The 20,738-nt window shown below is 71.4% G+C and carries 21 protein-coding genes and 2 pseudogenes; 7 read left to right on the forward strand and 16 right to left on the reverse strand.

The genetic code is table 11. From position 1 onward, the window contains the following. The 7 genes and pseudogenes from AB0898_RS26560 to clpS all read right to left on the reverse strand — a co-directional run. Window positions 1-251 (reverse strand): annotated as a pseudogene (locus tag AB0898_RS26560) (hypothetical protein); the annotation flags it as partial. Between the two features lie 316 nt (window positions 252-567). Beyond that, window positions 568-1,518 carry a cysteine synthase gene (locus AB0898_RS26565; RefSeq protein WP_366805516.1) on the reverse strand — a complete coding sequence of 317 codons (951 nt, stop codon included), beginning with the start codon at window positions 1,516-1,518 and terminating at the stop codon, window positions 568-570. A gap of 16 nt (window positions 1,519-1,534) precedes the next feature. Then, on the reverse strand, window positions 1,535-1,813 hold the full coding sequence (locus AB0898_RS26570; protein WP_361106667.1) for a MoaD/ThiS family protein: 279 nt from the start codon (window positions 1,811-1,813) through the stop codon (window positions 1,535-1,537). Between the two features lie 162 nt (window positions 1,814-1,975). Continuing rightward, entirely contained in the window at window positions 1,976-2,398 is a 423-nt protein-coding gene (locus tag AB0898_RS26575; RefSeq protein WP_018549663.1) for a Mov34/MPN/PAD-1 family protein, read from the reverse strand. A gap of 145 nt (window positions 2,399-2,543) precedes the next feature. After that, window positions 2,544-3,962, reverse strand: coding sequence for an amino acid permease (locus AB0898_RS26580; protein ID WP_366805517.1), 1,419 nt, complete (start codon window positions 3,960-3,962; stop codon window positions 2,544-2,546). Window positions 3,963-4,342: 380 nt separating this feature from the next. Further along, window positions 4,343-4,954, reverse strand: a complete 612-nt coding sequence (locus AB0898_RS26585) for a DUF2017 domain-containing protein (protein ID WP_366805518.1) — start codon at window positions 4,952-4,954, stop codon at window positions 4,343-4,345. Between the two features lie 9 nt (window positions 4,955-4,963). After that, window positions 4,964-5,329, reverse strand: coding sequence for an ATP-dependent Clp protease adapter ClpS (clpS, locus tag AB0898_RS26590; protein ID WP_051095398.1), 366 nt, complete (start codon window positions 5,327-5,329; stop codon window positions 4,964-4,966). An 8-nt stretch (window positions 5,330-5,337) separates the two neighbouring features. On the opposite strand from clpS, the gene AB0898_RS26595 reads away from it, so the two are divergent. Beyond that, window positions 5,338-6,684 carry a nicotinate phosphoribosyltransferase gene (locus AB0898_RS26595; protein ID WP_366805519.1) on the forward strand — a complete coding sequence of 449 codons (1,347 nt, stop codon included), beginning with the start codon at window positions 5,338-5,340 and terminating at the stop codon, window positions 6,682-6,684. A gap of 93 nt (window positions 6,685-6,777) precedes the next feature. Then, window positions 6,778-7,371, forward strand: a complete 594-nt coding sequence (locus tag AB0898_RS26600) for an isochorismatase family protein (protein WP_366805520.1) — start codon at window positions 6,778-6,780, stop codon at window positions 7,369-7,371. Here the strand turns inward: AB0898_RS26600 and AB0898_RS26605 are convergent. The 3 genes from AB0898_RS26605 to AB0898_RS26615 all read right to left on the reverse strand — a co-directional run bounded on the left by AB0898_RS26605 (window position 7,361) and on the right by AB0898_RS26615 (window position 10,718). Beyond that, entirely contained in the window at window positions 7,361-7,714 is a 354-nt protein-coding gene (locus tag AB0898_RS26605; RefSeq protein ID WP_366805521.1) for a hypothetical protein, read from the reverse strand. The two genes, AB0898_RS26600 and AB0898_RS26605, sit on opposite strands and share 11 nt — an antisense overlap. A 216-nt stretch (window positions 7,715-7,930) precedes the next feature. Next, window positions 7,931-8,251, reverse strand: coding sequence for a hypothetical protein (locus AB0898_RS26610; RefSeq protein WP_366805522.1), 321 nt, complete (start codon window positions 8,249-8,251; stop codon window positions 7,931-7,933). 121 nt (window positions 8,252-8,372) lie between these two features. Continuing rightward, on the reverse strand, window positions 8,373-10,718 hold the full coding sequence (locus AB0898_RS26615) for an immune inhibitor A domain-containing protein (protein WP_366805523.1): 2,346 nt from the start codon (window positions 10,716-10,718) through the stop codon (window positions 8,373-8,375). Window positions 10,719-11,078: 360 nt separating this feature from the next. Here AB0898_RS26615 and AB0898_RS26620 point away from each other — a divergent pair, with 360 nt between their 5' ends. Further along, window positions 11,079-11,375 (forward strand): hypothetical protein, encoded by a 297-nt coding sequence (locus tag AB0898_RS26620; RefSeq protein WP_366805524.1) that lies wholly within the window; start codon window positions 11,079-11,081, stop codon window positions 11,373-11,375. Between the two features lie 107 nt (window positions 11,376-11,482). Here the strand turns inward: AB0898_RS26620 and AB0898_RS26625 are convergent, their stop codons facing one another. Both AB0898_RS26625 and AB0898_RS31905 read right to left on the reverse strand, forming a co-directional pair. Then, entirely contained in the window at window positions 11,483-12,292 is an 810-nt protein-coding gene (locus AB0898_RS26625; RefSeq protein WP_366805525.1) for an RDD family protein, read from the reverse strand. A 71-nt stretch (window positions 12,293-12,363) separates the two neighbouring features. After that, complete coding sequence (locus AB0898_RS31905) at window positions 12,364-13,041, reverse strand: RDD family protein (protein ID WP_407078414.1); 678 nt, start codon at window positions 13,039-13,041, stop codon at window positions 12,364-12,366. A gap of 919 nt (window positions 13,042-13,960) precedes the next feature. Here AB0898_RS31905 and AB0898_RS31910 point away from each other — a divergent pair. Next, a complete protein-coding gene (locus tag AB0898_RS31910; protein WP_407078415.1) occupies window positions 13,961-14,149 on the forward strand; it encodes a hypothetical protein in 189 nt (62 codons plus the stop codon). On the opposite strand, the pseudogene AB0898_RS31915 reads toward AB0898_RS31910, so the two are convergent. Next, window positions 14,137-14,580: pseudogene (locus tag AB0898_RS31915) on the reverse strand (hypothetical protein); the annotation flags it as partial. The gene AB0898_RS31910 and the pseudogene AB0898_RS31915 sit on opposite strands and share 13 nt — an antisense overlap. Here AB0898_RS31915 and AB0898_RS26635 point away from each other — a divergent pair. Then, on the forward strand, window positions 14,516-14,929 hold the full coding sequence (locus tag AB0898_RS26635) for an SsgA family sporulation/cell division regulator (RefSeq protein ID WP_199585872.1): 414 nt from the start codon (window positions 14,516-14,518) through the stop codon (window positions 14,927-14,929). The pseudogene AB0898_RS31915 and the gene AB0898_RS26635 overlap by 65 nt on opposite strands. Before the next feature lie 23 nt (window positions 14,930-14,952). Here the strand turns inward: AB0898_RS26635 and AB0898_RS26640 are convergent, their stop codons facing one another. Continuing rightward, window positions 14,953-16,362: an FAD-linked oxidase C-terminal domain-containing protein gene (locus AB0898_RS26640; RefSeq protein WP_366805527.1), complete on the reverse strand. Its 1,410-nt coding sequence runs from the start codon at window positions 16,360-16,362 to the stop codon at window positions 14,953-14,955. 97 nt (window positions 16,363-16,459) lie between these two features. On the opposite strand from AB0898_RS26640, the gene AB0898_RS26645 reads away from it, so the two are divergent. After that, a complete protein-coding gene (locus AB0898_RS26645) occupies window positions 16,460-17,935 on the forward strand; it encodes a tetratricopeptide repeat protein (RefSeq protein ID WP_366805528.1) in 1,476 nt (491 codons plus the stop codon). 34 nt (window positions 17,936-17,969) lie between these two features. Here AB0898_RS26645 and hppD read toward each other — a convergent pair whose 3' ends face one another. After that, entirely contained in the window at window positions 17,970-19,115 is a 1,146-nt protein-coding gene (gene hppD, locus AB0898_RS26650) for a 4-hydroxyphenylpyruvate dioxygenase (RefSeq protein ID WP_366805529.1), read from the reverse strand. Between the two features lie 123 nt (window positions 19,116-19,238). Between hppD and AB0898_RS26655 the strand changes: the two genes are divergently transcribed. Next, complete coding sequence (locus tag AB0898_RS26655) at window positions 19,239-19,715, forward strand: Lrp/AsnC family transcriptional regulator (RefSeq protein ID WP_366805530.1); 477 nt, start codon at window positions 19,239-19,241, stop codon at window positions 19,713-19,715. Here AB0898_RS26655 and AB0898_RS26660 read toward each other — a convergent pair. Next, window positions 19,712-20,503, reverse strand: coding sequence for a S16 family serine protease (locus AB0898_RS26660; RefSeq protein WP_366805531.1), 792 nt, complete (start codon window positions 20,501-20,503; stop codon window positions 19,712-19,714). The genes AB0898_RS26655 and AB0898_RS26660 overlap by 4 nt on opposite strands. Window positions 20,504-20,738 lie beyond the last annotated feature (235 nt).

Below are 20,738 nucleotides of genomic sequence, written 5' to 3' on the forward strand. Positions count from 1 at the left end.
GTGGCGCACAGATGGGTGGTGGGGACCTTCTGGCCGGCCTTGCCGGTGGTGTGGAAGGTCTGCCGGTCGGGGTCGGTCAGCGCCTTGTGGTTCTGGGTGACGCGGGACGCCGGGGCCGGGTGGGCCGCGGGGGCGGCTCCGGCCGAGGGCGCCGAGGTCATTCCGGCGACGGAGAGGGCGAGTGCGGGGAGGGCGACGGCGAGGAGTCTGGCCAGACTCCGTCTCCGCCCGCCGGTGCGTGACTCACGCATGGGGTACTGCCTCCATGGGGAAGTGGGGGTTCTCGCACTGGATTGGCAGGCACGTGACGCGCGTAGCGGCGGCAGAGCGCGCGGTCATGGGCATGACACTCTCAGACGTCCGACGTGTCGATGAGCGTGACATGTCAGGTCGCGGGAGGAACGTAGCCCCGGGGCGCGGACGCCCGGCAGTACCGCACGGAATTCTTTGCCCCGCCATAGAAAGCGGTTGGCCCCCTCATAGGAGGGGGCTGACGCGATCTTGTGAGCTTCCCGGGTTTGACCGGAAGAGGCCTTGTAAGAAAGGCCTCGCAGGACGGGGCCGGGCTCAGGCCCAGAGCTGGCCGTGCAGCGCCTCGACCGCCTCTTCGGTGGTCGCGGCGGTGTAGACGCCGGTGGAGAGGTACTTCCAGCCGCCGTCGGCCACCACGAACACGATGTCCGCGCTCTCCCCCGCCTTGACCGCCTTGCGGCCGACCCCGATCGCCGCGTGCAGCACGGCGCCGGTGGAGACGCCCGCGAAGATGCCCTCCTGCTGGAGGAGTTCACGGGTACGGGCCACCGCGTCCGCCGAGCCGACGGAGAACCGGGTGGTGAGCACGGAGGCGTCGTACAGCTCGGGGACGAAGCCCTCGTCGAGGTTGCGCAGGCCGTAGACCAGGTCGTCGTAGCGCGGCTCGGCGGCGACGATCTTCACGTCCGGCTTCTGCTCGCGCAGATAGCGGCCGACGCCCATCAGGGTGCCGGTGGTGCCGAGGCCCGCCACGAAGTGGGTGACCGAGGGCAGGTCGGCCAGGATCTCGGGGCCGGTGGTGGCGTAGTGGGCGCCCGCGTTGTCCGGGTTGCCGTACTGGTAGAGCATCACCCAGTCGGGGTGCTCGGCCGCCAGCTCCTTGGCCATACGCACGGCGGTGTTGGAGCCGCCCGCCGCCGGGGAGGGGATGATCTCCGCGCCCCACATGGCGAGCAGGTCGCGGCGCTCCTGCGAGGTGTTCTCCGGCATGACGCAGACCATGCGGTAGCCCTTGAGCTTCGCGGCCATGGCGAGCGAGATGCCGGTGTTGCCGGAGGTGGGCTCCAGGATGGTGCGGCCCGGGGTGAGGCGGCCGTCCTTCTCCGCCTGCTCGATCATGTGCAGCGCGGGGCGGTCCTTGACCGAGCCGGTGGGGTTGCGGTCCTCCAGCTTGGCCCACAGGCGGACGTCGGGGGACGGCGAGAGCCGCGGCAGACGCACCAGAGGGGTGTCGCCCACCGCGGCCAGCGGGGAGTCGTAACGCATGGAACCCGACGACCGATCAGGCCATGCCGCCGGCCACGGCCGGCAGGATCGTGACGGTGTCGCCGTCGGACAGCTTGGTGTCGATGCCGTCCACGAAGCGCACGTCCTCGTCGTTCAGGTAGACGTTCACGAACCGGCGCAGCTGACCGGCGTCGACCACCCGGTCCCGGATGCCCGCGTGCCGGGTCTCCAGGTCGGCGAACAGCTCGGCGAGGGTCTCCCCGGCGCCCTCGACCGCCTTCTGGCCGTCGGTGTACTGGCGGAGGATGGTGGGGATGCGGACCTCGATGGCCATGGTTGCGGGCTCCTGTCGAAAGATGTCGTCGGACCTGCGGGCTCGCTGTGTCAGCGGTGGGCCCGCACCACGGTCAGAACCATGGGCTCATCGTATCGATTCCCGGTCCGCCGACCGGAAGGCATTCCCACATGCCGGACATTTTCCGACCGCACCATGAGATCAGTACGTTTCGACGACCTTGATCTCCTCTTCGGTGACCTCGCCGTCCAGGATGCGGAAGGAACGGAACTGGAAGTCGCCGAGGCCGTCGGCGTCCGCCGTGGAGACCAGGACGTAGTGGGCGCCGGGCTCGTTCGCGTAGCCGATGTCGGTGCGCGAGGGGTACGCCTCGGTCGCGGTGTGGGAGTGGTAGACGATCACCGGCTCCTCGTCGCGGTCGTCCATCTCCCGGTAGAGCTTCAGCAGGTCCTGCGAGTCGAACTCGTAGAACGTGGGCGAGCGGGCCGCGTTCAGCATCGGGATGAAGCGCTCGGGGCGGCCGGTGCCCTCCGGTCCCGCGACCACGCCGCACGCCTCGTCGGGGTGGTCCGCGCGGGCGTGGGCGACGATCTTGTCGTACAGGTCCTGGGTGATGGTCAGCATGGTCGCCAGGATAAAAGCATGGGCCGTCCCGTACCGAGGTGCGGTACGGGACGGCCCACATGGCGGACGCCCTGAGCGGCGGCCGGCGGGAGTGCCACGAGTACTCCCGACGGCCGGGCGTCCTGGATGGTCTTGTCCGGTGGGGTCAGCCCACCTTCTCCAGAGCGGGTTCGTCGCGCTCCCCGGCCAGCGGCGTACGCGACTTCATGACGAACCAGCCGATGCCGAGGGCGACGGCCCAGACCGCCATCACGTAGAGGCAGATGCGGGAGTCGGCATCGTACGCGATCAAGCCCGTGACGAAGAGCAGGAAGACGATGGCGATGTACGAGCACACCGCGCCGCCCGGGGCCGGGAAGGACGAGGCGGGCAGCTCGCCCGCGACGACCTTGCGGCGGTAGAGCACGTGGCTGATCAGGATCATCAGCCAGGTCCAGATGCCCGCGGCGGTGGCGATGGAGGTGACGTAGCCGAAGGCCTTCGCCGGGACGATGTAGTTCAGGACCACGCCGATGCCCATGAAGAGCACCGAGACGGTGACACCGATCGCCGGCGTCTTGGAGGACGACAGCCGGGAGAAGATCCTCGGGGCCTCGCCGCTGTCCGCCAGGGTGCGCAGCATGCGGCCCGTGGAGTACATGCCGGAGTTGCAGGAGGAGAGCGCGGCGGTCAGGACGACGAAGTTGACGATGCCCGCGCCGGCCGGGATGCCGATCTCGGCGAACGCCTTCACGAAGGGGCTGACACCCGGTGAGAACTCGGTCCACTTGACCACGCACAGGATCACGGTCAGGGCGCCGACGTAGAAGAGGGCGATGCGCCAGGGCAGGGTGTTGATGGCCTTCGGGAGGGTCTTCTCGGGGTCCTCGGACTCGCCCGCGGTGACGCCGACCAGCTCGACGGCGAGGTAGGCGAACATGACGCCCTGGAGCGTCATCAGGGAGGAGCCGATGCCCTTGGGGAAGAAGCCGTCGAACGCGTAGAGGTTCGAGACGGAGGCGGTGTCACCGGCGGCGCTGAAGCCGAAGGTCAGCACGCCGAGGCCGATCACGATCATGCCGATGAGGGCCGTGACCTTGACCATCGAGAACCAGAACTCCAGCTCGCCGAAGAGCTTCACGGAGATCAGGTTGACGCCGAACAGGACCACCAGGAAGACCAGCGCCGTGACCCACTGCGGGACGGACGGGAACCAGTAGTTGACGTAGATCGCGGCGGCCGTCAGCTCGGCCATGCCGGTGACGACCCACATCAGCCAGTACGTCCAGCCGGTGAAGTAACCGAAGAAGGGGCCGAGGAATTCGCGTGAGTACTCGGCGAAGGAGCCGGAGACCGGGCGGTAGAGCAGCAGCTCGCCCAGGGCCCGCATGATGAAGAAGATGATCGCGCCCGCGAGGGCGTACATGAGGATCAGGCTGGGACCGGCCTTGGCGATGTTCGCCCCGGCTCCCAGGAACAGGCCGACGCCGACCGCGCCGCCGATGGCGATCATCTGGACCTGGCGGCTGCCGAGTCCTCGCTCGTACCCCTCCTCAGGGGCTTCGGTGACCTTCTCAGAGGCCATGGTGGTGCGCCTTTCTCCATGCCGACCCGTGGCCGGTCGACGGCCTCGGATCGGGTTTCGATCCCCCCGGAACTGATGGAGCTGGGCGGGTTACGAGCCCGCCCTTGCCTGGCCGACGGTCGCCGGCTCGGTGGCGCACCCGGCCGAACATGGGTGGTGTTCGCCGGGCGGTCGTGAAGATTTATCACGGCCGCAACAATGATCAAAGAGGGGCCCTGTGGCGCAACACACAGGAAGAAGCGGACAAAGAACGCACGAATAGTGCAAACCAGGCCGCAACGGTGACGCGATCGTTATCCGGATTTGAGCGTCCTCTGAGCGAACACGAAAACCGGCAGATCGTTACAAACCGCTACGGCATCGGGGTTACGGCGTAATGGTCACGGCAGCAGCGTGGAGACGAGCGTCTCCTGGAGGCCGCCCAGCCAGAGATAGGCGAGCACCATCGGCTTGCGCGGATCGTGGTCCGGGAGGTGGTACAGCGGGTCGGTGTCGTCCTCGTCGGTGATCTCCAGCCGGGCACCGATCGCGAGCCGCAGATCGTTGAGCGCGTTCAGCCACTGCCGGGACTCGTCCGGGGAGAGCTTCAGCACCGCCACGCCCTCGTCGGCCGCCGCCGAGGCGGGGGCGTCCAGGGTGCGGATCACCGCGAGGGCGTTGTCCCGCTTGCCCGCGCGCAGGTCGTTCTCGGTGTAGCGGCGGAACTCGGCCGAGTACTCCTGGCGCTCGGCCGCCTCCGCGGCGGTGTCCGGCTCCCGCTCGGGGTCGGTGTAGGCGTCCGGGAAGAGCCGGCGCAGCACCGGGTCGGTGGGCGGCTCGCTCGGGCCCTCGGCGAACAGCCCGGCCAGCGGGTCGGCGGAGGCGTCCTCGGCGGGGCCGGGGCCGATCAGCTCCAGGAGCTGGACGGCCAGCGACCGGATGATGGAGATCTCGACGTCGTCGAGCGCGACGGCCGCGCCGCCGCCGGGGAGCGGTTCGAAGTGTCCGGGCATGTGTCTGGGTTACTTCCGGTCCTGCTGGAGGGTGGCCCACAGGCCGTAGCCGTGCATCGCCTGCACGTCGCGTTCCATCTCCTCGCGGCTGCCGCTGGAGACGACCGCCCGGCCCTTGTGGTGGACGTCGAGCATGAGCTTGGTGGCCTTGTCCTTGGGATAGCCGAAGTACGTCTGGAAGACATACGTCACATAGCTCATGAGGTTGACCGGGTCGTTGTGCACGATCGTGACCCAGGGGACGTCGGGCTCGGGTACGGCGAAGACCTCCTCCGCCGACTCGGTGCGTTCGATCTCTACGGGAGCGGGTGACGTCACACAGCAATGCTGCCACGTGCCCCAGAAATCGTCACACTGACGAAATGGGAGTACCATCCCTCCTCATGAACGCAGCGGACCTTGGGCTGCCGGTCGACGTCCCCTCGACGGCGCTCTTCACGGACCAGTACGAGCTGACCATGCTGCAGGCCGCCCTGCGGGCCGGAACGGCCGAGCGGCGCAGTGTGTTCGAGGTCTTCACCCGGCGCCTGCCCGACGGCCGCCGGTACGGAGTCGTCGCCGGCACCGGGCGGGTGCTGGACGCGGTGACGAACTTCCGCTTCGACGCGGGGATGCTCGGCTTCCTGCGCGAGCGGGAGATCGTCGACGCCGCGACCCTCGACTGGCTCGCGGACTACCGCTTCCAGGGCGACATCTGGGGCTACCCCGAGGGCGAGGTGTACTTCCCCGGCTCGCCGGTGCTGCGGGTCGAGGGCAGCTTCGCGGAGTGCGTGCTGCTGGAGACGGTGATCCTCTCCATCCTCAACCACGATTCGGCGATCGCCGCGGCCGCCTCCCGGATGTCCTCCGCCGCCGGCGAGCGGCCGCTGATCGAGATGGGCGCCCGGCGCACGCACGAGCTGGCCGCCGTGGCCGCCGCCCGCGCCGCCTACATCGGCGGCTTCGCCACCACCTCCGACCTCGCGGCGGGCTTCCGCTACGGCATCCCGACCGTCGGCACCTCCGCGCACGCCTTCACCCTGCTCCACGACAACGAGCGGGACGCCTTCCGCGCCCAGGTGGACGCGCTGGGCGCGGGCACGACGCTGCTGGTGGACACGTACGACGTCGCCGAGGCGGTGCGTACGGCGGTGGAGGTGGCCGGGACCGGGCTGGGTGCCGTGCGCATCGACTCCGGCGACCTGCTGCTGGTCGCGCACCGGGTGCGGCGGCAGCTGGACGAGCTGGGCGCGACGGACACGCGGATCGTGGTCACCTCGGACCTGGACGAGTACGCCATCGCCTCGCTGGCGGCGGCGCCGGTGGACGCGTACGGGGTGGGCACGCAGCTGGTGACCGGCTCCGGGCACCCGACCTGCTCGATGGTCTACAAGCTGGTCGCCCGCGCGGAGTCCGCCGACCCCGCTTCGCCGCTGGTGCCGGTGGCGAAGAAGTCCAGCGGCGGCAAGACCTCCATCGGCGGGCGCAAGTGGGCGGCGCGGCGCCTGGACGGCTCCGGGATCGCGGAGGCCGAGGTCGTGGGCACCGGCCCGGTCCCGGACGACCTCGTCGACCGGCAGCTCCTGGTCGAGCTGGTCAAGGGCGGCGAGGTGATCGCCCGCGAGCCGCTGGACGTGGCCCGCGACCGGCACATCGCGGCCCGCGCGAACCTGCCGCTTTCGGCGACCCAGCTGTCCCGGGGGGAACCGGTCCTCCCGACGGAGTACGTGCACCTGGGCTCGGGTAGCTAGAGCGGGAGCGCTCTACGCCGTTCACGCCCTCTCCCGCCGGAGCCCGGAAGTCTCTAGGCTCGATTCCTTGGACCTCACTCGAAGGACACCAGCATGCGCCGCGCCTTGATCGTCGTAGACGTGCAGAACGACTTCTGCGAGGGGGGCAGCCTCGCGGTGGCGGGGGGCGCGGACGTGGCCGCCGCCATCACCGAGCTGATCGGCCAGGCCGCCGGCACGGGCTACCGGCACGTGGTGGCCACCCGCGACCACCACATCGCGCCCGGCGGCCACTTCGCCGACAACCCCGACTACGTCCACTCCTGGCCCGCCCACTGCGTCGCCGGCACCGAGGGCGTCGGCTTCCACCCCAACTTCGCCCCGGCGGTCGCCTCCGGCGCGGTGGACGCGGTCTTCGACAAGGGCGCCTACTCCGCCGCCTACAGCGGCTTCGAGGGCGCCGACGAGAACGGCACGACGCTCTCCGAGTGGCTCCGGGAACGGGGCGTGGAGGAGGTCGACGTGGTGGGCATCGCGACGGACCACTGCGTGCGGGCTACCGCCCTGGACGCGGCGAGGGAAGGCTTCCGAACCCACGTCCTCCTGGACCTGACAGCCGGCGTCGCTCAGGAAACAACGGACCAGGCCCTGGAGGCGCTGCGCAAGGCGGGCGTGAATCTGACGGGCAAGCCGGTGGTCAGCGGATGACGTGAATCTCCGGCAGGGGGCCGAGTCCGAGCCCCTCCCGGTCGAGCAGCTGCCGCGCCAGCCCCCGCGCCCTGGCCCACCCCTCGTCCCGGGCCGGCGCCTGCGGACTCCAGCGGTCGGGGTCGCCGCTCATCTCCCCGAACACGGCGTCGATCTCCCGCAGCCCCGCGAGGACGGCCGCATCGAGGACCCCCTCCGCCACGAGCCGCGGGGCGACGCCGGTGGCATGCTCAAGATCCAGAGCGATCTCATCCGTCACCACACCGTGCCTCCGCACCCACCCCACCTGCTCCTCAGCGGACGCGGCCACCAGCCGCAAGGCCCCGATCACGAAGCTCCTCATGGCACCCGACGGTACGGGTCGCTGCGCGGCCGTGACAGGTCGAGTGCGGGTGCGTGGTGGCTGGTCGCGCAGTTCCCCGCGCCCCTTTGAGGTGGGACCAGTCACGCCGGTCAGCAGGAGGCCCCTCGCTGTCGCCGGCGACGGACCTGGTCCCACCTGAAGGGGCGCGGGGAACTGCGCGACAAGCCACGACGCGCCCGCAGCCGAAAACGCACCTCACGTCCCCGAAGGCACCGCAGGTCTCAGCAAGGAGCGGATCGGCCGCCACAGGCCGGAGGCCGACGTGCCGTCCAGCGGTGCCGTCCGCCAGACCAGCCCGTCCGGATGGTGCAGGACGGCCGTGATCTCGTCCGGGGTGGGCGGCGCCGTGTTGCCCCGGAGGTACACCGCCCGGAGGCCCAGGTTACGGAGCCGGGTCAGCGCGCGGGCGCGATTGCGGGAGTGGACCAGGACTCGGACCCCGGCGGAGCCGTACGGCAGGTTCAAAGCCACCACCACCGTGCCGTTCGGCAGTCTGCTGAAGCCTCCTGCGGCCATGCGGTCACATCCCCGTTCCGTCCGGTGTCAATAAGCCGTCCACAGGACGCACCTAAACACGATCGGCGGCAACCCGCCAGGGGATTGCCGCCGATACGTCTGTGACCTGCGATGATGCCGACTACTTCACCGCGCGGCCGACCTCCAGCTCGATCGTCGAGCCGTCCGCCGCCTCCTTGGCGATCTTGATCTTCGTGTTGGTGTCAGTGATCTTGACGCCACCGGTGGGGTTCGCCGGGTCGTAGTAGGTGTTCGCGTGGTCGTTGAAGACCGACACCCCCTTCGACGCCTTGATCTTCGTCGCGACGTCGCTCTTGTGCAGCGTGATCCCGTCCGTGCCGTAGAGGCTGAACGGCGAGTCGTACGCCTGGACGCGGTTGCGCAGCAGCGTGCCGTCGGACCACTTCAGCGCCGTCGGGTGCGAGTCGACCGGCAGGATGAGACCCGTACCGGGGTGCCCGTTGGCGGAGTTGGTGTTGTTGTCCGCCTGGGAGGTGTCCCACTTCCAGATCAACAGGCCGTTCTGGTACGGGTAGTGCTCCACCCAGCCCGGCTTCGAGGCGAAGCCGAAGTTGTACGGGCCGACCTTCAGCGTCTTGTCGTACGACTCGTACTGACGGTTCTCCGCGATGTAGTACTGCGCGTAGTCCTTGGTGAAGGACGCCCCGATCCGGGAGAAGCCGTTGGCCGCCCAACCGGGGTCGGCGGACTCGGCGTTGTCGGAGAAGACGGCCGAGCCGTCGGCGGTCAGCGTGATCTCGTCGGCCGCGAAGCCCTTCAGCGCGAGGCCGCCGTCCGTCTGGTAGCGGAAGCGCACCTGGATCTTCTGACCGGCGTAGGCGTCCAGCGGGAAGGACAGCTTCTTGTAGCCGTCCACCGTGCCGGTGAGCGCGGGCTTGCCGGAGCCGTCCTCCGGGATGGCCGCGCCGTCCACCGTGCCGTTGAGCGCGGTCCAGTTGGCGCCGCCGTCGGTGGACACCTCGGTGTAGAGGTAGTCGTAGCCGGCCTCGATGTCGTACCAGCCGTCCAGGCTCAGCGTGGCCGAGGACTTGCCGGTGAGGTCGACGGACCGGGTCAGCGTGTTCTTGAGGTCGTTGCCGCTGCCGCTCCACCACTGGCTCGCGCCCTCGGCCGGAGTGACCACCTCGGTGGTGACCGCCTTCTTGGGCAGCGAAACCACCAGCGCCTGACGGTACTTGGTGTTGTACTCGGCGAGGCCCAGCTTGTGCCAGGAGGAGACACCCGCCTTGGCGGTGTCGTAAGTCAGCCAGCCCAGCTGGAGCTTGTCCCAGGCGTTCATGTCCCCGGGGAGGTCACCGATGGCCTCCTTGCCGGTGCCGAGCCAGGAACCGGAGGACATCAGGGTCCAGAAACCGGTGGAGTTGTCGCCCCCGGCGGTGTCGTACTCGTCCGGCAGCCCGAGGTCGTGGCCGTACTCGTGGGCGAAGACGCCGAGTCCGCCGTTCTCCGGCTGGATGGTGTAGTCGCCGACCCAGACGCCGGTGTCGCCGATCTGGGTGCCGCCGAGCTTGTTGTCGGAGGGACCGGTCGCGCCGGCGTCGGTGCCGAACGCGTACCAGCGGTGGGCCCAGATGGCGTCCTCGCCCTGCGCGCCGCCGCCCGCGGACTCGTCCTCGCCGGCGTGCACGATCTGGAAGTGGTCGATGTAACCGTCGGGCTCGTTGAAGTTGCCGTCGCCGTCGTAGTCGTAACGGTCCCACTGGTCGTACTTGGCGAGTTCCGCGTGGATCTCGGCGGCGCTGTCACCGGCGGCCTCGCGGTCGGCGACCCAGGCGTTGACGCCGTCCTGGACCGCGTACCAGGCGCCGGTGGAGGCCTTGTTGGAGCCGTAACGGGCCTCGTTGTAAGGGACCTTGACCCAGTCGGTGACCTCACCGTCGACCGAGTAGCGGCCCGAGGACTGCTTCTCGTAGTACTTCTTCAGCGACTCGGTGTTCTTGCCGGTGCCGAAGTAGAGGTCCTGGTAGTGCTTCTGGTCGTAATCCTTCTGCCAGGCCGTGGAGTTGTCCTGCTTGCGGTCCGGCGCGGCAATCTGGTTGTGCAGCGGCCCGGGGGTGCCGCCGTACCGGGAGTCCGTCTTGTCGCCGAACTCCACCAGGATGGTGAAGATCTTGTCCGTCTTCTCCCGTCCCAGCTCGACGTACTTGCTGTCGCCCTTGCGGCTCTTGAGCTGGACGACCTTGGAGCCGTGGCGGTCCTGCAGCTTGGCCTTGCCCGCGATGAGCTGGGAGACCGCCTCCCGGCGCTGAGCCTGCTGGGTCCTGCTCAGCGGACCGTCGAAGTCGTGCTTCCGCTGGGCCGCGGGCGCCGGGTCGTGCCGGTTCTCGGCCGCCGGCCGGGGCGCCGCGCTCGCCTCCGCGACGGCGAACGTCACGAATGTGGCGGAGGCCGCGGCGAGGGCCACACCTATCGCCGTGGTTCTGAACGTCCAGGATCTGCTGGTCACTTGATTTCCTCCCCCGCGCCGCGCGCACGGCAGGAGGGTTCCGGTTTCATGGAAGGTTCCGTGCGCGCACGATCAACGCGTGTAGTCAAGTGCCGTTATTTGACTAGAGGTTTAGAAGAAAAGACAGATCTTGACTTGTACAGGACAGGTGCACTATGCGCGGCGGGGGTTCGCTTTACGGACGGCCGCGTCCTCTGAACGGGCGCGCACATTCGCCCAGTTGAGGGCGGTCATGACTCCGTGCGCCCCCTGTGCACCGGTACCCGGGGCAAGGTCACGCTTACCTGGCGCGTGACTCGGGCATGGACGCGGGGAGAGTCCAGTGGCACCCCCACATCATCTTCCGAGGACACGATTGCCATGCCTCGTCCGACCGCCGCACAGCTCGCCTACGGTTCCTGCACCGTGATCTTCTCCACCCTCGCCATGCTGCTGCTGTCACAGACGAGTTCCGGCCCCGGAATCGCCGTGATCGCCCTGGCCGCGCTCGCCCTCGGCGTCCTGGTGGCCATGACCGTGCCGCACCCCCGGCGGGCGCGACCGGCCCACCCCCACAGCGCGCCGCGGAGCGTGCCGGCGCCCACGCCGCTGGAGAGCGCGCGGCGGGAGCCGGTGGCGGCCTCGGCCGAGCCGGTACGCCAACGGACGGCCTCCTGACGGTAGTTCACCCCCCGGCGTCGTACGCGTACGGGAGGGGCGGGCCGGGGTTTCTCGCCCCGGCCCGCCCCTGCCGTACGTGAGCGCGCCCTCGTCTCCGCCGCCGGTTACCGCGTGCTGACCACCACCGTCTTGGCCGCCTTGTCGTGCAGACCCTGCTTGTACGGGCGGTCGAAGTAGCTCCAGCCGCCGCAGATCGCCGTCCAGATGCAGGCGCAGCAGAACGCGAACGGCAGCCACAGCACCAGCGCGCGCACCAGGGAGGTCTGCGCGGAGGGGGTGGAGCCGTTGTCCAGGTTGGCCACGCGCATGTGGAACCACTTCATGCCGAGCGTCTGGCCGGTCCGCGCGATCAGGATCGTGTCGTACGCGATGTAGAGGATCGCGGCGATGACCGACTGCGCGAAGGACTTCCCGGCGTTCATGCCCTGGCCGTTCACGTCGTACTGGTGCACCCCGAACGCCCAGGTCACCAGCCAGACGACGATCCCGACCATGATCATGTCGAGGATGCGGGCGATGGTGCGCTTGCCGCTGTCGGCGAGCGGGGGCATGCCGGCGAGGGGGTCGGCGGGGTATCCGGGACCGCCCGGCCCTCCGGGACCGCCGTAGGGGCCGCCGCCCTGACCTCCGTAGGGGCCGCCGCTCTGGTTCCCGTAGGGGCCGCCCTGACCGCCGTACGGGCCACCGCCGCCCTGGCCGCCGTAGGGGTTGCCCGGCCCGTAGGGGTTGCCGCCGGGCTGTCCGGGGCCGCCGCCCGGCGGGGGTGGCTGGCCGCCGGGGGGCGGGGGCTGCTGTCCGCCGTCGCGCGGGGCGTCGTACGGCGAGCCCCACCCCTGCTCCGACGGGGGGCGCTTCCTCAGCGGATCGTCGTCGGGGGGCTGCGGTCCGGAGCCGGAGGGCGGTTCGCTGCTCATGGCCCGAGTGGACCGCGAACGCCCCGGCTCCGCACCCGGCGGGCGGCCGTACGGAGTACCGTCCGGCGGCCTCAGTCCGCGACGAAGGTGTGCGCCGCCTTGTCGTGCCAGCACTGGCGCCAGGGGCGGTCGAACAGCCCCCACAGCACACCGACCGCCCCGATGCCGAGGAGCCCCGGCACGCAGTAGACGAGCCAGCGGCGCAGGGCGGCGCCGAACGTCGGCGGCTCGTGCGCCTCGATGTCCCGCACCTGGAGCCCGACCAGCCGCTTGCCGAGCGTACGGCCCCACTTGGCGGTGGGCAGCACCTCGTAGACCACGCCGAAGAGGAGCAGTACGGCGAGGACGACGGCGAGGTACGTGCCGGTCGTGCCGTCGATCAGCCAGACGGTGACGGTACGGCCGGACAGCCGGGCCGCGTCGATCTTGTGCCGGAGGTGGTCCACGGCGCGGACCCCCAGGGGGACGGCGGCGGCCGCGGTGACGGCGCCGATGAAGAGGTTGTCGATGAGCCGGGCGACGAGTCGCTTGCCGAGCCCCGCGGGCCGCGCCGCCGCCTGCCGCCGGGCCGCGGCCAGGAACGGGTCCTCCACCACCGGCTTCCACGGCGCGACCGTCTGCTCCTCCCCTCCCCCGGCCAGCTGATGCACCTGCTGGGCCCAGGACGCCTGCCCGCCGCCTCCGGCGTTCTGCCCGCCGAGTTCGGGCGCGACGGGGCTCCCCGGCTGCCCGCCCCGCGCCCCGGGCACCCCGTACCCGCCCAGGGGACCACCGGGCAGCCCCTGGGCACCGGGAGCGGTGACGACGTCGAACCCACGGGGCCCTGCGGGGGCTTGGGCGGCGTGGGGGGTGCCGACACCGGCCGGACCCTGCGCGCCTGACCCTGCGGGGGCTTGGGCAGCGTGGGGGGTGCCGGCCCCGGCGGGGGTCTGACCCTGCGCGCCGGGAACACCTACGGCACCGAAGCCTCCGGCGGCTGCGGGGCCGCTTGTCCCGGTGGGGCTCTGAACACCCGGTCGGCTGCCGGCACCGGCAGCCCCCTGCGCGCCGGGAGCACCGAAGCCTCCGGCCGGGCCCTGGGCGCCGGCCCCGCCGGGACCGCTCGCCCCACCCGCCCCTCGGGCGTCGGATCCGGCTGCGGCGCCCGGGTGACCGCCCGTGCCGGTGAACCCCTGGGCACCGGCCCCCGTGGGGACACCGGCCGCGCCGGGACCGCTCGCCCCGCCCGCCCCCTGGGCACCGGGCCCGGCCACCGGGTGACCACCCGCACCGGTGAACCCCTGCGCACCGGGCGCCCCTTGGCCGTCGACGCCAGGTCCGCCCGCGCCGCCGGGGGCACCGGCCGGAGCCCAGCCCCCGGCCTCCGGTCCGCCCCCGCCGCTGCCCGCAGGGTCCTGCGCGGCGAACCGGCCGCCCGAGGCGACGGAAACACCCTCACCGGAACCAGCCGGCCCCCGCGCCCCCGGAACCCCCGCACCCCCCTGCGGAGACGCCCCGACGGGCCCCTGCGTACCGCCGAACCCACCCGCGCCCGCGCCACCGGGGTAGGACTGCGCACCGCCCCCGTGCCCCTGCGCAGCAGAACCCGAACCCCCCTGCTGAACCGGCGGAGCCTCCCGCTGAACCGGCGGAGCCCCCGGACCCGGCGTGGGCCGCCGGCTCAGGAACGTGTCCGCCACGGGCGCGTCCGTGTCCCAGGCGGGGTTCCCCGTAGGGGGTTCCTCGTCGAAGAAGTGGGGGCCCGTCTCCTCGACCACGGCGGGGGTGGCGGCGCGGCCCGTGGGCGGGGTGAGCGGTTCGCCGTCGGCCGGGGCGGGGCGGCTGGTGCCGGGCATCCAGGCCGTGCCGTTCCAGTAGCGGACGTAACCGGGGATGGACGGATCCGGGTAGTAGCCCTCACGGGGCCTGTCGTCACCGTGGGCCGGCGTAGGGGCGCTCATGTCCGTCCCGTATCTGCTCGGAGGTGGGATAGGAACCCCCACATCTATCAGACCCGCGCATCCGGCACCGCCAGTCCGGCCGGACCCACCCTTTCCGGGCGATGCCGGACCCCTGCGCGACGTACCGACGGGGTAGCGGCGACCGTACGAAGAACGCGCCGGCGGGGCCCCGCGGGAATCCCGGAAAAAACTTTCCCGAACCCGCGTAATGCCCGGGCCACTTCCCCCTCTCCCTTCCCGTGGGCCCGCCCAGGAGGCCCCGGTGAGAGAGGAAACGCAGGTCATGGAGCACACGGTGGTGGAGCGGGAACTGGAGCTCAAGCTCATCCTTTCGCCCGAGCGGAGCATCCCCGTCCCGGCCCGGCTGAGCTACCGCTCGGACGACCCCTACGCGATCCACGTCACGTTCCACATCAACTCCGACTTCCCCGTCAACTGGACGTTCGCCCGCGAGCTGCTGGTGGAGGGCGTGTTCCGGCCGTGCGGGCACGGGGATGTGCGGGTGTGGCCGACGAAGGTGAACGGCCGCAGTGTCGTGCTGATGGCGCTCAGCTCGCCGGACGGCGACGCCCTCCTGGAGGCGCCCACCCCGCAGGTCTCGGCGTGGCTGGAGCGGACGCTGCGGGTGGTGGCGCCGGGTGCCGAGGCCGAGCAGCTGGGGATCGACGCCGCGCTCGACCAGCTGCTCGCCAGGTGAACGGCCCGGCGTGCGAAGGGGGTTCAGAACAGCTTGCCGGGGTTGAGGATGCCGAGCGGATCGAAGACGCCCTTCACCGCGCGCTGCATCTCGACCCCGACGGGCCCGATCTCCCGCGCCAGCCACTCCTTCTTCAGCACGCCCACCCCGTGCTCGCCGGTGATCGTGCCGCCGAGTTCGAGGCCGAGCGCCATGATCTCGTCGAAGGACTCGCGGGCGCGGCGGGACTCGTCGGGATCGCGGGCGTCGAAGCAGACGGTGGGGTGGGTGTTGCCGTCGCCCGCGTGGGCGCACAGGCCGATGGTGAGGTCGTACTTGGCGGCGATCCGCTCGACCCCGGCGAGCATCTCGCCGAGCCGGGAGCGGGGCACGCACACGTCGTCGATCATCGTCGTGCCCTTGACCGCCTCCAGCGCGGTCAGCGAGAGCCGCCGGGCCTGGAGGAGGAGTTCGGACTCGGCGGCGTCCTCGGCGGGCACCACCTGGGTGGCGCCCGCCTCCGCGCACAGCGTGCCGAGGGCGGCGAGGTCGGCGGCGGGGTCCGGGGTGTCGAAGGCGGCGAGCAGCAGCGCCTCGGTGGTCTCGGGCAGGCCCATGCGGGCGAAGTCGTTGACCGCCTTGACGGTCGTACGGTCCATCAGCTCCAGGAGGGACGGCACATGCCCTCCGGCCATGATCCGGCAGACCGCGTCGCAGGCGTCGGCCGCCGAGGCGAACTCGGCGGCCAGCACCAGTTGCGCGGGCGGCTTGGGGCGCAGGGCGAGCACGGCCCGTACGACGATGCCGAGCGAGCCCTCGGAGCCGACGAACAGCCGGGTGAGGTCGTACCCGGCGACGCCCTTGGCGGTGCGGCGGCCGGTGGACATGAGCCGGCCGTCGGCGAGGACGACGTCGAGCCCGAGGACGTACTCGGCGGTGACCCCGTACTTGACGCAGCACAGCCCGCCCGAGGCGGTGCCGATGTTGCCGCCGATGGTGCAGGTCTCCCAGCTGGAGGGGTCCGGGGGGTAGTAGAGGCCGTGTTCGCCGACGGCGCGGGAGAGCGTGGCGTTGACGACGCCGGGCTCGACGACGGCGACCCGGTCCACGGGGTTGATCTCCAGGATGCGGTCCATCCTGGTGAGGGACAGCACGATGCAGCCCTCGGAGGCGTTGGCCGCGCCGGACAGGCCGGTGCGGGCGCCCTGCGGGACGACCGGCACGCGCAGTTCGGTGGCGGTGCGCATGACGTGCTGGACCTGTTCGACGGTCCGGGGCAGGACGACGACGGCGGGCGTCCCGGCCGGGCAGAAGCTCGCCATGTCGTTGGCGTAGGAGACGGTGACCTCGGGGTCGGTCAGGACGGCCTCGGCGGGCAGGCCCGCGAGGAGCCGGTCGGTGAGGCTGCCGGCGGTCGCGGTGTCGTCGTCGCGGGGCGCTTCGATACGGCTCATGATCCGAGCGTCGCACTCGGGGCCATCGGTGTGAACCCCGTACGCGCCGCCCTTGGGCCACCCGGATGTGCTCGTCATATTGGCGCACAGTTGCCGCATGGAGAAGCGACAGTACGGGCATCCCGGTCCCGGTACGTCCCTGGTGGCCGAGTCCGCGCCGCGCCGACGCCGGCGGTGGCCCCGGCGGCTGCTGGCCGTCACGCTGGTGAGTGGGGCGGCGGCGGGCGCGGTCGTTGCCCTGCCGTCCACCGGGCCCCGGCCGCGCGAGCAGCGGCCCCCGGCTCCGGCGCCGGGCCCCCGGGCGTTGGCGCTGACGGCGGTGACCACCGGGCTCCCGGCCGCGCTGCCCCAGCTGACGGGGCTGATCGCACGGCAGGAGGCCGCGGTGCGGCAGCGGCCGGCCGACGCGCGCGCCTGGGCGGCGCTCGGCGCGGCCTACGTGGCGCGGGGGCGCCAGACGGCCGACGCGGCGGACTTCCCGAAGGCCGAGCGGGCGCTGAACAGCTCGCTCCAGGTGAAGAGCACGGGGAACGCGGAGGCGCTCGGCGCGCTCACGGCGCTGGCCAACGCGCGCCGGGACTTCCCGGCGGCGAAGCGGTACGGCGAGCAGGTGCTGAAGCTGACGCCGAAGAGCTGGCCGGCGTATCCGCCGCTGATCGACGCGTACAACGGGCTCGGTGACTACACCAACGCCCGCGCCACCCTCGACAAGCTGATGGCGCTGCGCACCTCCCCGGCCGAGCGGCCCGCCGTGATGGCGCGGGCGGCCGGTGTCTACCGGGACCGGGGCTGGCGCGAGGACGCGGTGGCCCAGCTGACGGACGCGGCGGCGGCCGCCGGTACCCCCGCCGAGCAGGCGGCCTGGCTGGCCGGGGTCGGGCAGCTGGCCTGGGAGCGGGGCGACCGGGACGACGCGCTGCGGCACTTCGAGGCGGCGCTGAAGCTCGACCCGGCGCAGGGCGCGGCGGCGGCGGGCCGGGCGCGCACGCTGGCCGCGCTGGGCCGCACCGACCAGGCGCTGACGGCGTACCGGGATGCCCTCGCCAAGCACCCTGACCCTCAAACCGCGCTGGAATGCGGCGAGTTGTACGAGTCGCTGGGGCGCACCCAGGACGCCGAGAAGCAGTACGCGCGGGTACGGACCCTGGCCGCGCGGGCCGCCTCCGGCGGGGTGGACGAGGAGCTGCTGCTCGGCCGCCTGGAGGCGGATCACGGCGACCCGGACGAGGCGGTGACCCGGCTGCGCGCGGAGTGGAAGCGCCAGCCCGGCATCGAGGTGGCCGACGCGCTCGGCTGGGCGCTGCACCGGGCCGGTGACGACGTGGAGGCGCTGAAGTACGCCGTCATCGCCACCGACAAGGCGAAGGGCGGCGGGGTGCGCAGCGCGCCGCACGCCTTCCACCGGGGCATGATCGAGCGGGAGTTGGGCCATGTCGGGCCCGCGCGGCGGCAGTTGTCGGACGCGCTCCTGGTGAACCCGTACTTCTCGCCGGTGCGGGCGCCCGAGGCGCGGCGGGCGGTGGCGGGGCTGGGCGACCCGGAGGACGGGACGCTGCCGGAGGACGCGCTGTAGCAGGGGCGCCCGAAGAGGGGCGCCCCCAACTCACCTACAGATTCCCGCGCTTGGCCTGCTCGCGCTCGATCGCCTCGAACAGGGCCTTGAAGTTGCCCTTGCCGAAGCCCATCGAGCCGTGGCGCTCGATGAGTTCGAAGAAGACGGTCGGCTTGTCCTGGACCGGCTTGGTGAAGATCTGCAGCAGATAGCCGTCCTCGTCGCGGTCGGCGAGGATCTTCAGCTCGCGCAGGGTCTCGATCGGCACGCGGGTGTCGCCGACCCACTCGCCGAGGGTGTCGTAGTAGGAGTCCGGGGTGTCGAGGAACTGGACTCCGGCCTCGCGCATGGTGCGTACGGTGCGGACGATGTCGTTGGTGTTCAGCGCGATGTGCTGGACGCCCGCGCCGCCGTAGAACTCCAGGTACTCGTCGATCTGGGACTTCCGCTTGCCGACGGCGGGCTCGTTGATCGGGAACTTGACCTTGAGGGTGCCGTCCGCGACGACCTTGGACATCAGCGCGCTGTACTCGGTGGCGATGTCGTCGCCCACGAACTCCTTCATGTTCGTGAAGCCCATGACCTTGTTGTAGAACTCCACCCACTCGTTCATACGGCCGAGTTCGACGTTGCCGACGCAGTGGTCCACGGCCTGGAAGGTGCGCTGGGCGGGCGGCTGGACGATGGGCTCGGCGGCGGTGAAGCCGGGCAGGTACGGGCCGTCGTAGCCGGTGCGCTCGACCAGGGTGTGGCGGGTCTCGCCGTAGGTGGCGATGGCGGCGAGGACGACGGTGCCGTGCTCGTCCTTCACCTCGTACGGCTCGGCGAGCGGGCGGGCGCCGTGCTCGACGGCGTAGGCGAAGGCGGCGCGGGCGTCCGGGACCTCGATGGCGAGGTCGACGACGCCGTCCCCGTGCTCGGCGACGTGCTGGGCCAGGAACTCGCCCCACGGGGTGCCGGGCCTGATCACCGAGGTGAACACGAACCGGGCGGAGCCGTTCTCCAGGACGTAACTCGCGGTCTCCCGGCTGCCGTTCTCCGGTCCGGAGTAGGCGACCAGGGTCATGCCGAAGGCGGTGGAGTAGTAGTGCGCGGCCTGCTTGGCGTTGCCCACGGCGAAGACGACCGCGTCCATTCCCTTGACCGGGAAGGGGTCGGCCTGCCGGGCGGTGTCGGGAGTGTGGTCTGTGGTCTGCGTCATAGCCGAAGGGTGGCTCCGGTCCGCAAGGTGCGCAATAGTTCGCGTATCGACTGGGCAGTCTGTTCAGCCGTACGGCCGTGTCGGCGGGCTTTCTGTACAGGATGACCATTGCGGGAGGGTGCCGTGGCGATCGACCAGCTGGACGGGCGGATCATCGTGCTGCTCGCCGAGGAGCCGCGCATCGGTGTGCTGGAGATGTCCCGCCGGCTCGGGGTGGCGCGGGGTACGGCGCAGGCCCGCCTGGACCGGCTGCGGTCGGGCGGCGTGATCCGCGGCTTCGGCCCGCAGGTGGACCCGGCGGCGCTCGGCTACCCGGTCACGGCCTTCGCCACCCTCCAGATCCGCCAGGGCCGGGGTCCGGACGTACGGGCCCACCTCGCGGGCGTGCCCGAGGTCCTGGAGCTGCTGACGACGACGGGCACCGGGGACATGCTGTGCCGGCTGGTCGCCCGCTCCAACGCCGATCTGCAGCGGGTGATCGACCGGGTGGTGGCGTTCGAGGGGATCGAGCGGGCGTCGACGACGATCGTGATGGAGACGCCGGTGCCGCTGCGGATCATTCCGCTGGTGGAGCAGGCGGCGGACGAGTCCCCGGACTAACAGCTGGGGACCTTCCCCTTGCCCTTCTCCAGGGCGACGAGGGAGTTCACGGCACCCTTGAGGGTGGTCACCGGGACGAGGCGCAGGCCCTTGGGCAGCTCGGCCTTGGCGTCCGCGCACTCGGCCCTCGGCACCAGGAAGACGGTGGCGCCGTCGCGCCGGGCGGCCCGGGTCTTCAGCGGCACCCCGCCGACCGCGCCGACCTTGCCGTCGGCGTCGATGGTGCCGGTGCCCGCGACGGTACGGCCCCCGGTCAGATCCCCTCCGCTGCCGTCGCCGTCCAGCTTGTCCACGATGCCGAGGGTGAAGAGCAGACCCGCGCTGGGGCCGCCGACGTCGGCGAGCTTCAGGGTGACCTTCACGCGGTCGGGGTCCAGGTGCAGATAGTCCAGCGCGGCGTCGGTGGCCGCGTTCTGGGACTCCTTCATCTGCGCGGAGTTGTGCTTCTCGATCTCCTTGACGGTGTTCCCTGTGGGGTAGACCGAGCCGTGCGGCATGACGGCGCGGTCGGTACGGAACCAGTTGTCCACGACGTCCCCGAGCGAGACCCGCGCGTCCGGCGAGGTCGCCTCGATGGTCGTCATCCGCAGCTCACCACTGGTCTTCCTCACGGGCGCCCCGGCAACGGTGATCACCGGCGTCCCCCGGTTCTCCCCCAGCACATTCGCCGTCATCCCCGGCTGCGCCACCGCGAACGGCAACGGCACGACAGCCACCGTGACAATCAGCCCGACCACGGGCACAGCACACACGGCAACGGCCTGAAGACGCGAGAGACGAGAGAACACGCCCACAATCTAACGCGACGGGGTTCGTGGGGCGGGGGCGGCTCCGGGTGGGGGTGGGGGCCGGTGGGGCGAGGGGGCGCCGCTCGGGCGGGCGGCGGGGCGAGGGATGCGCTACCCGGACGGGCGGCGGACCGGGGCCGGGCGGGGGCAGAGGCGGCAGCCACGACCACTCAACGCACCAGCCGGGTCACGGCAGCCCAGACGGCGGCCAGGGCGGGGGCGCGACCGGGGCCGG

This window comes from Streptomyces sp. NPDC005435, assembly GCF_040703155.1.
Taxonomy (GTDB): Bacteria; Actinomycetota; Actinomycetes; order Streptomycetales; family Streptomycetaceae; genus Streptomyces.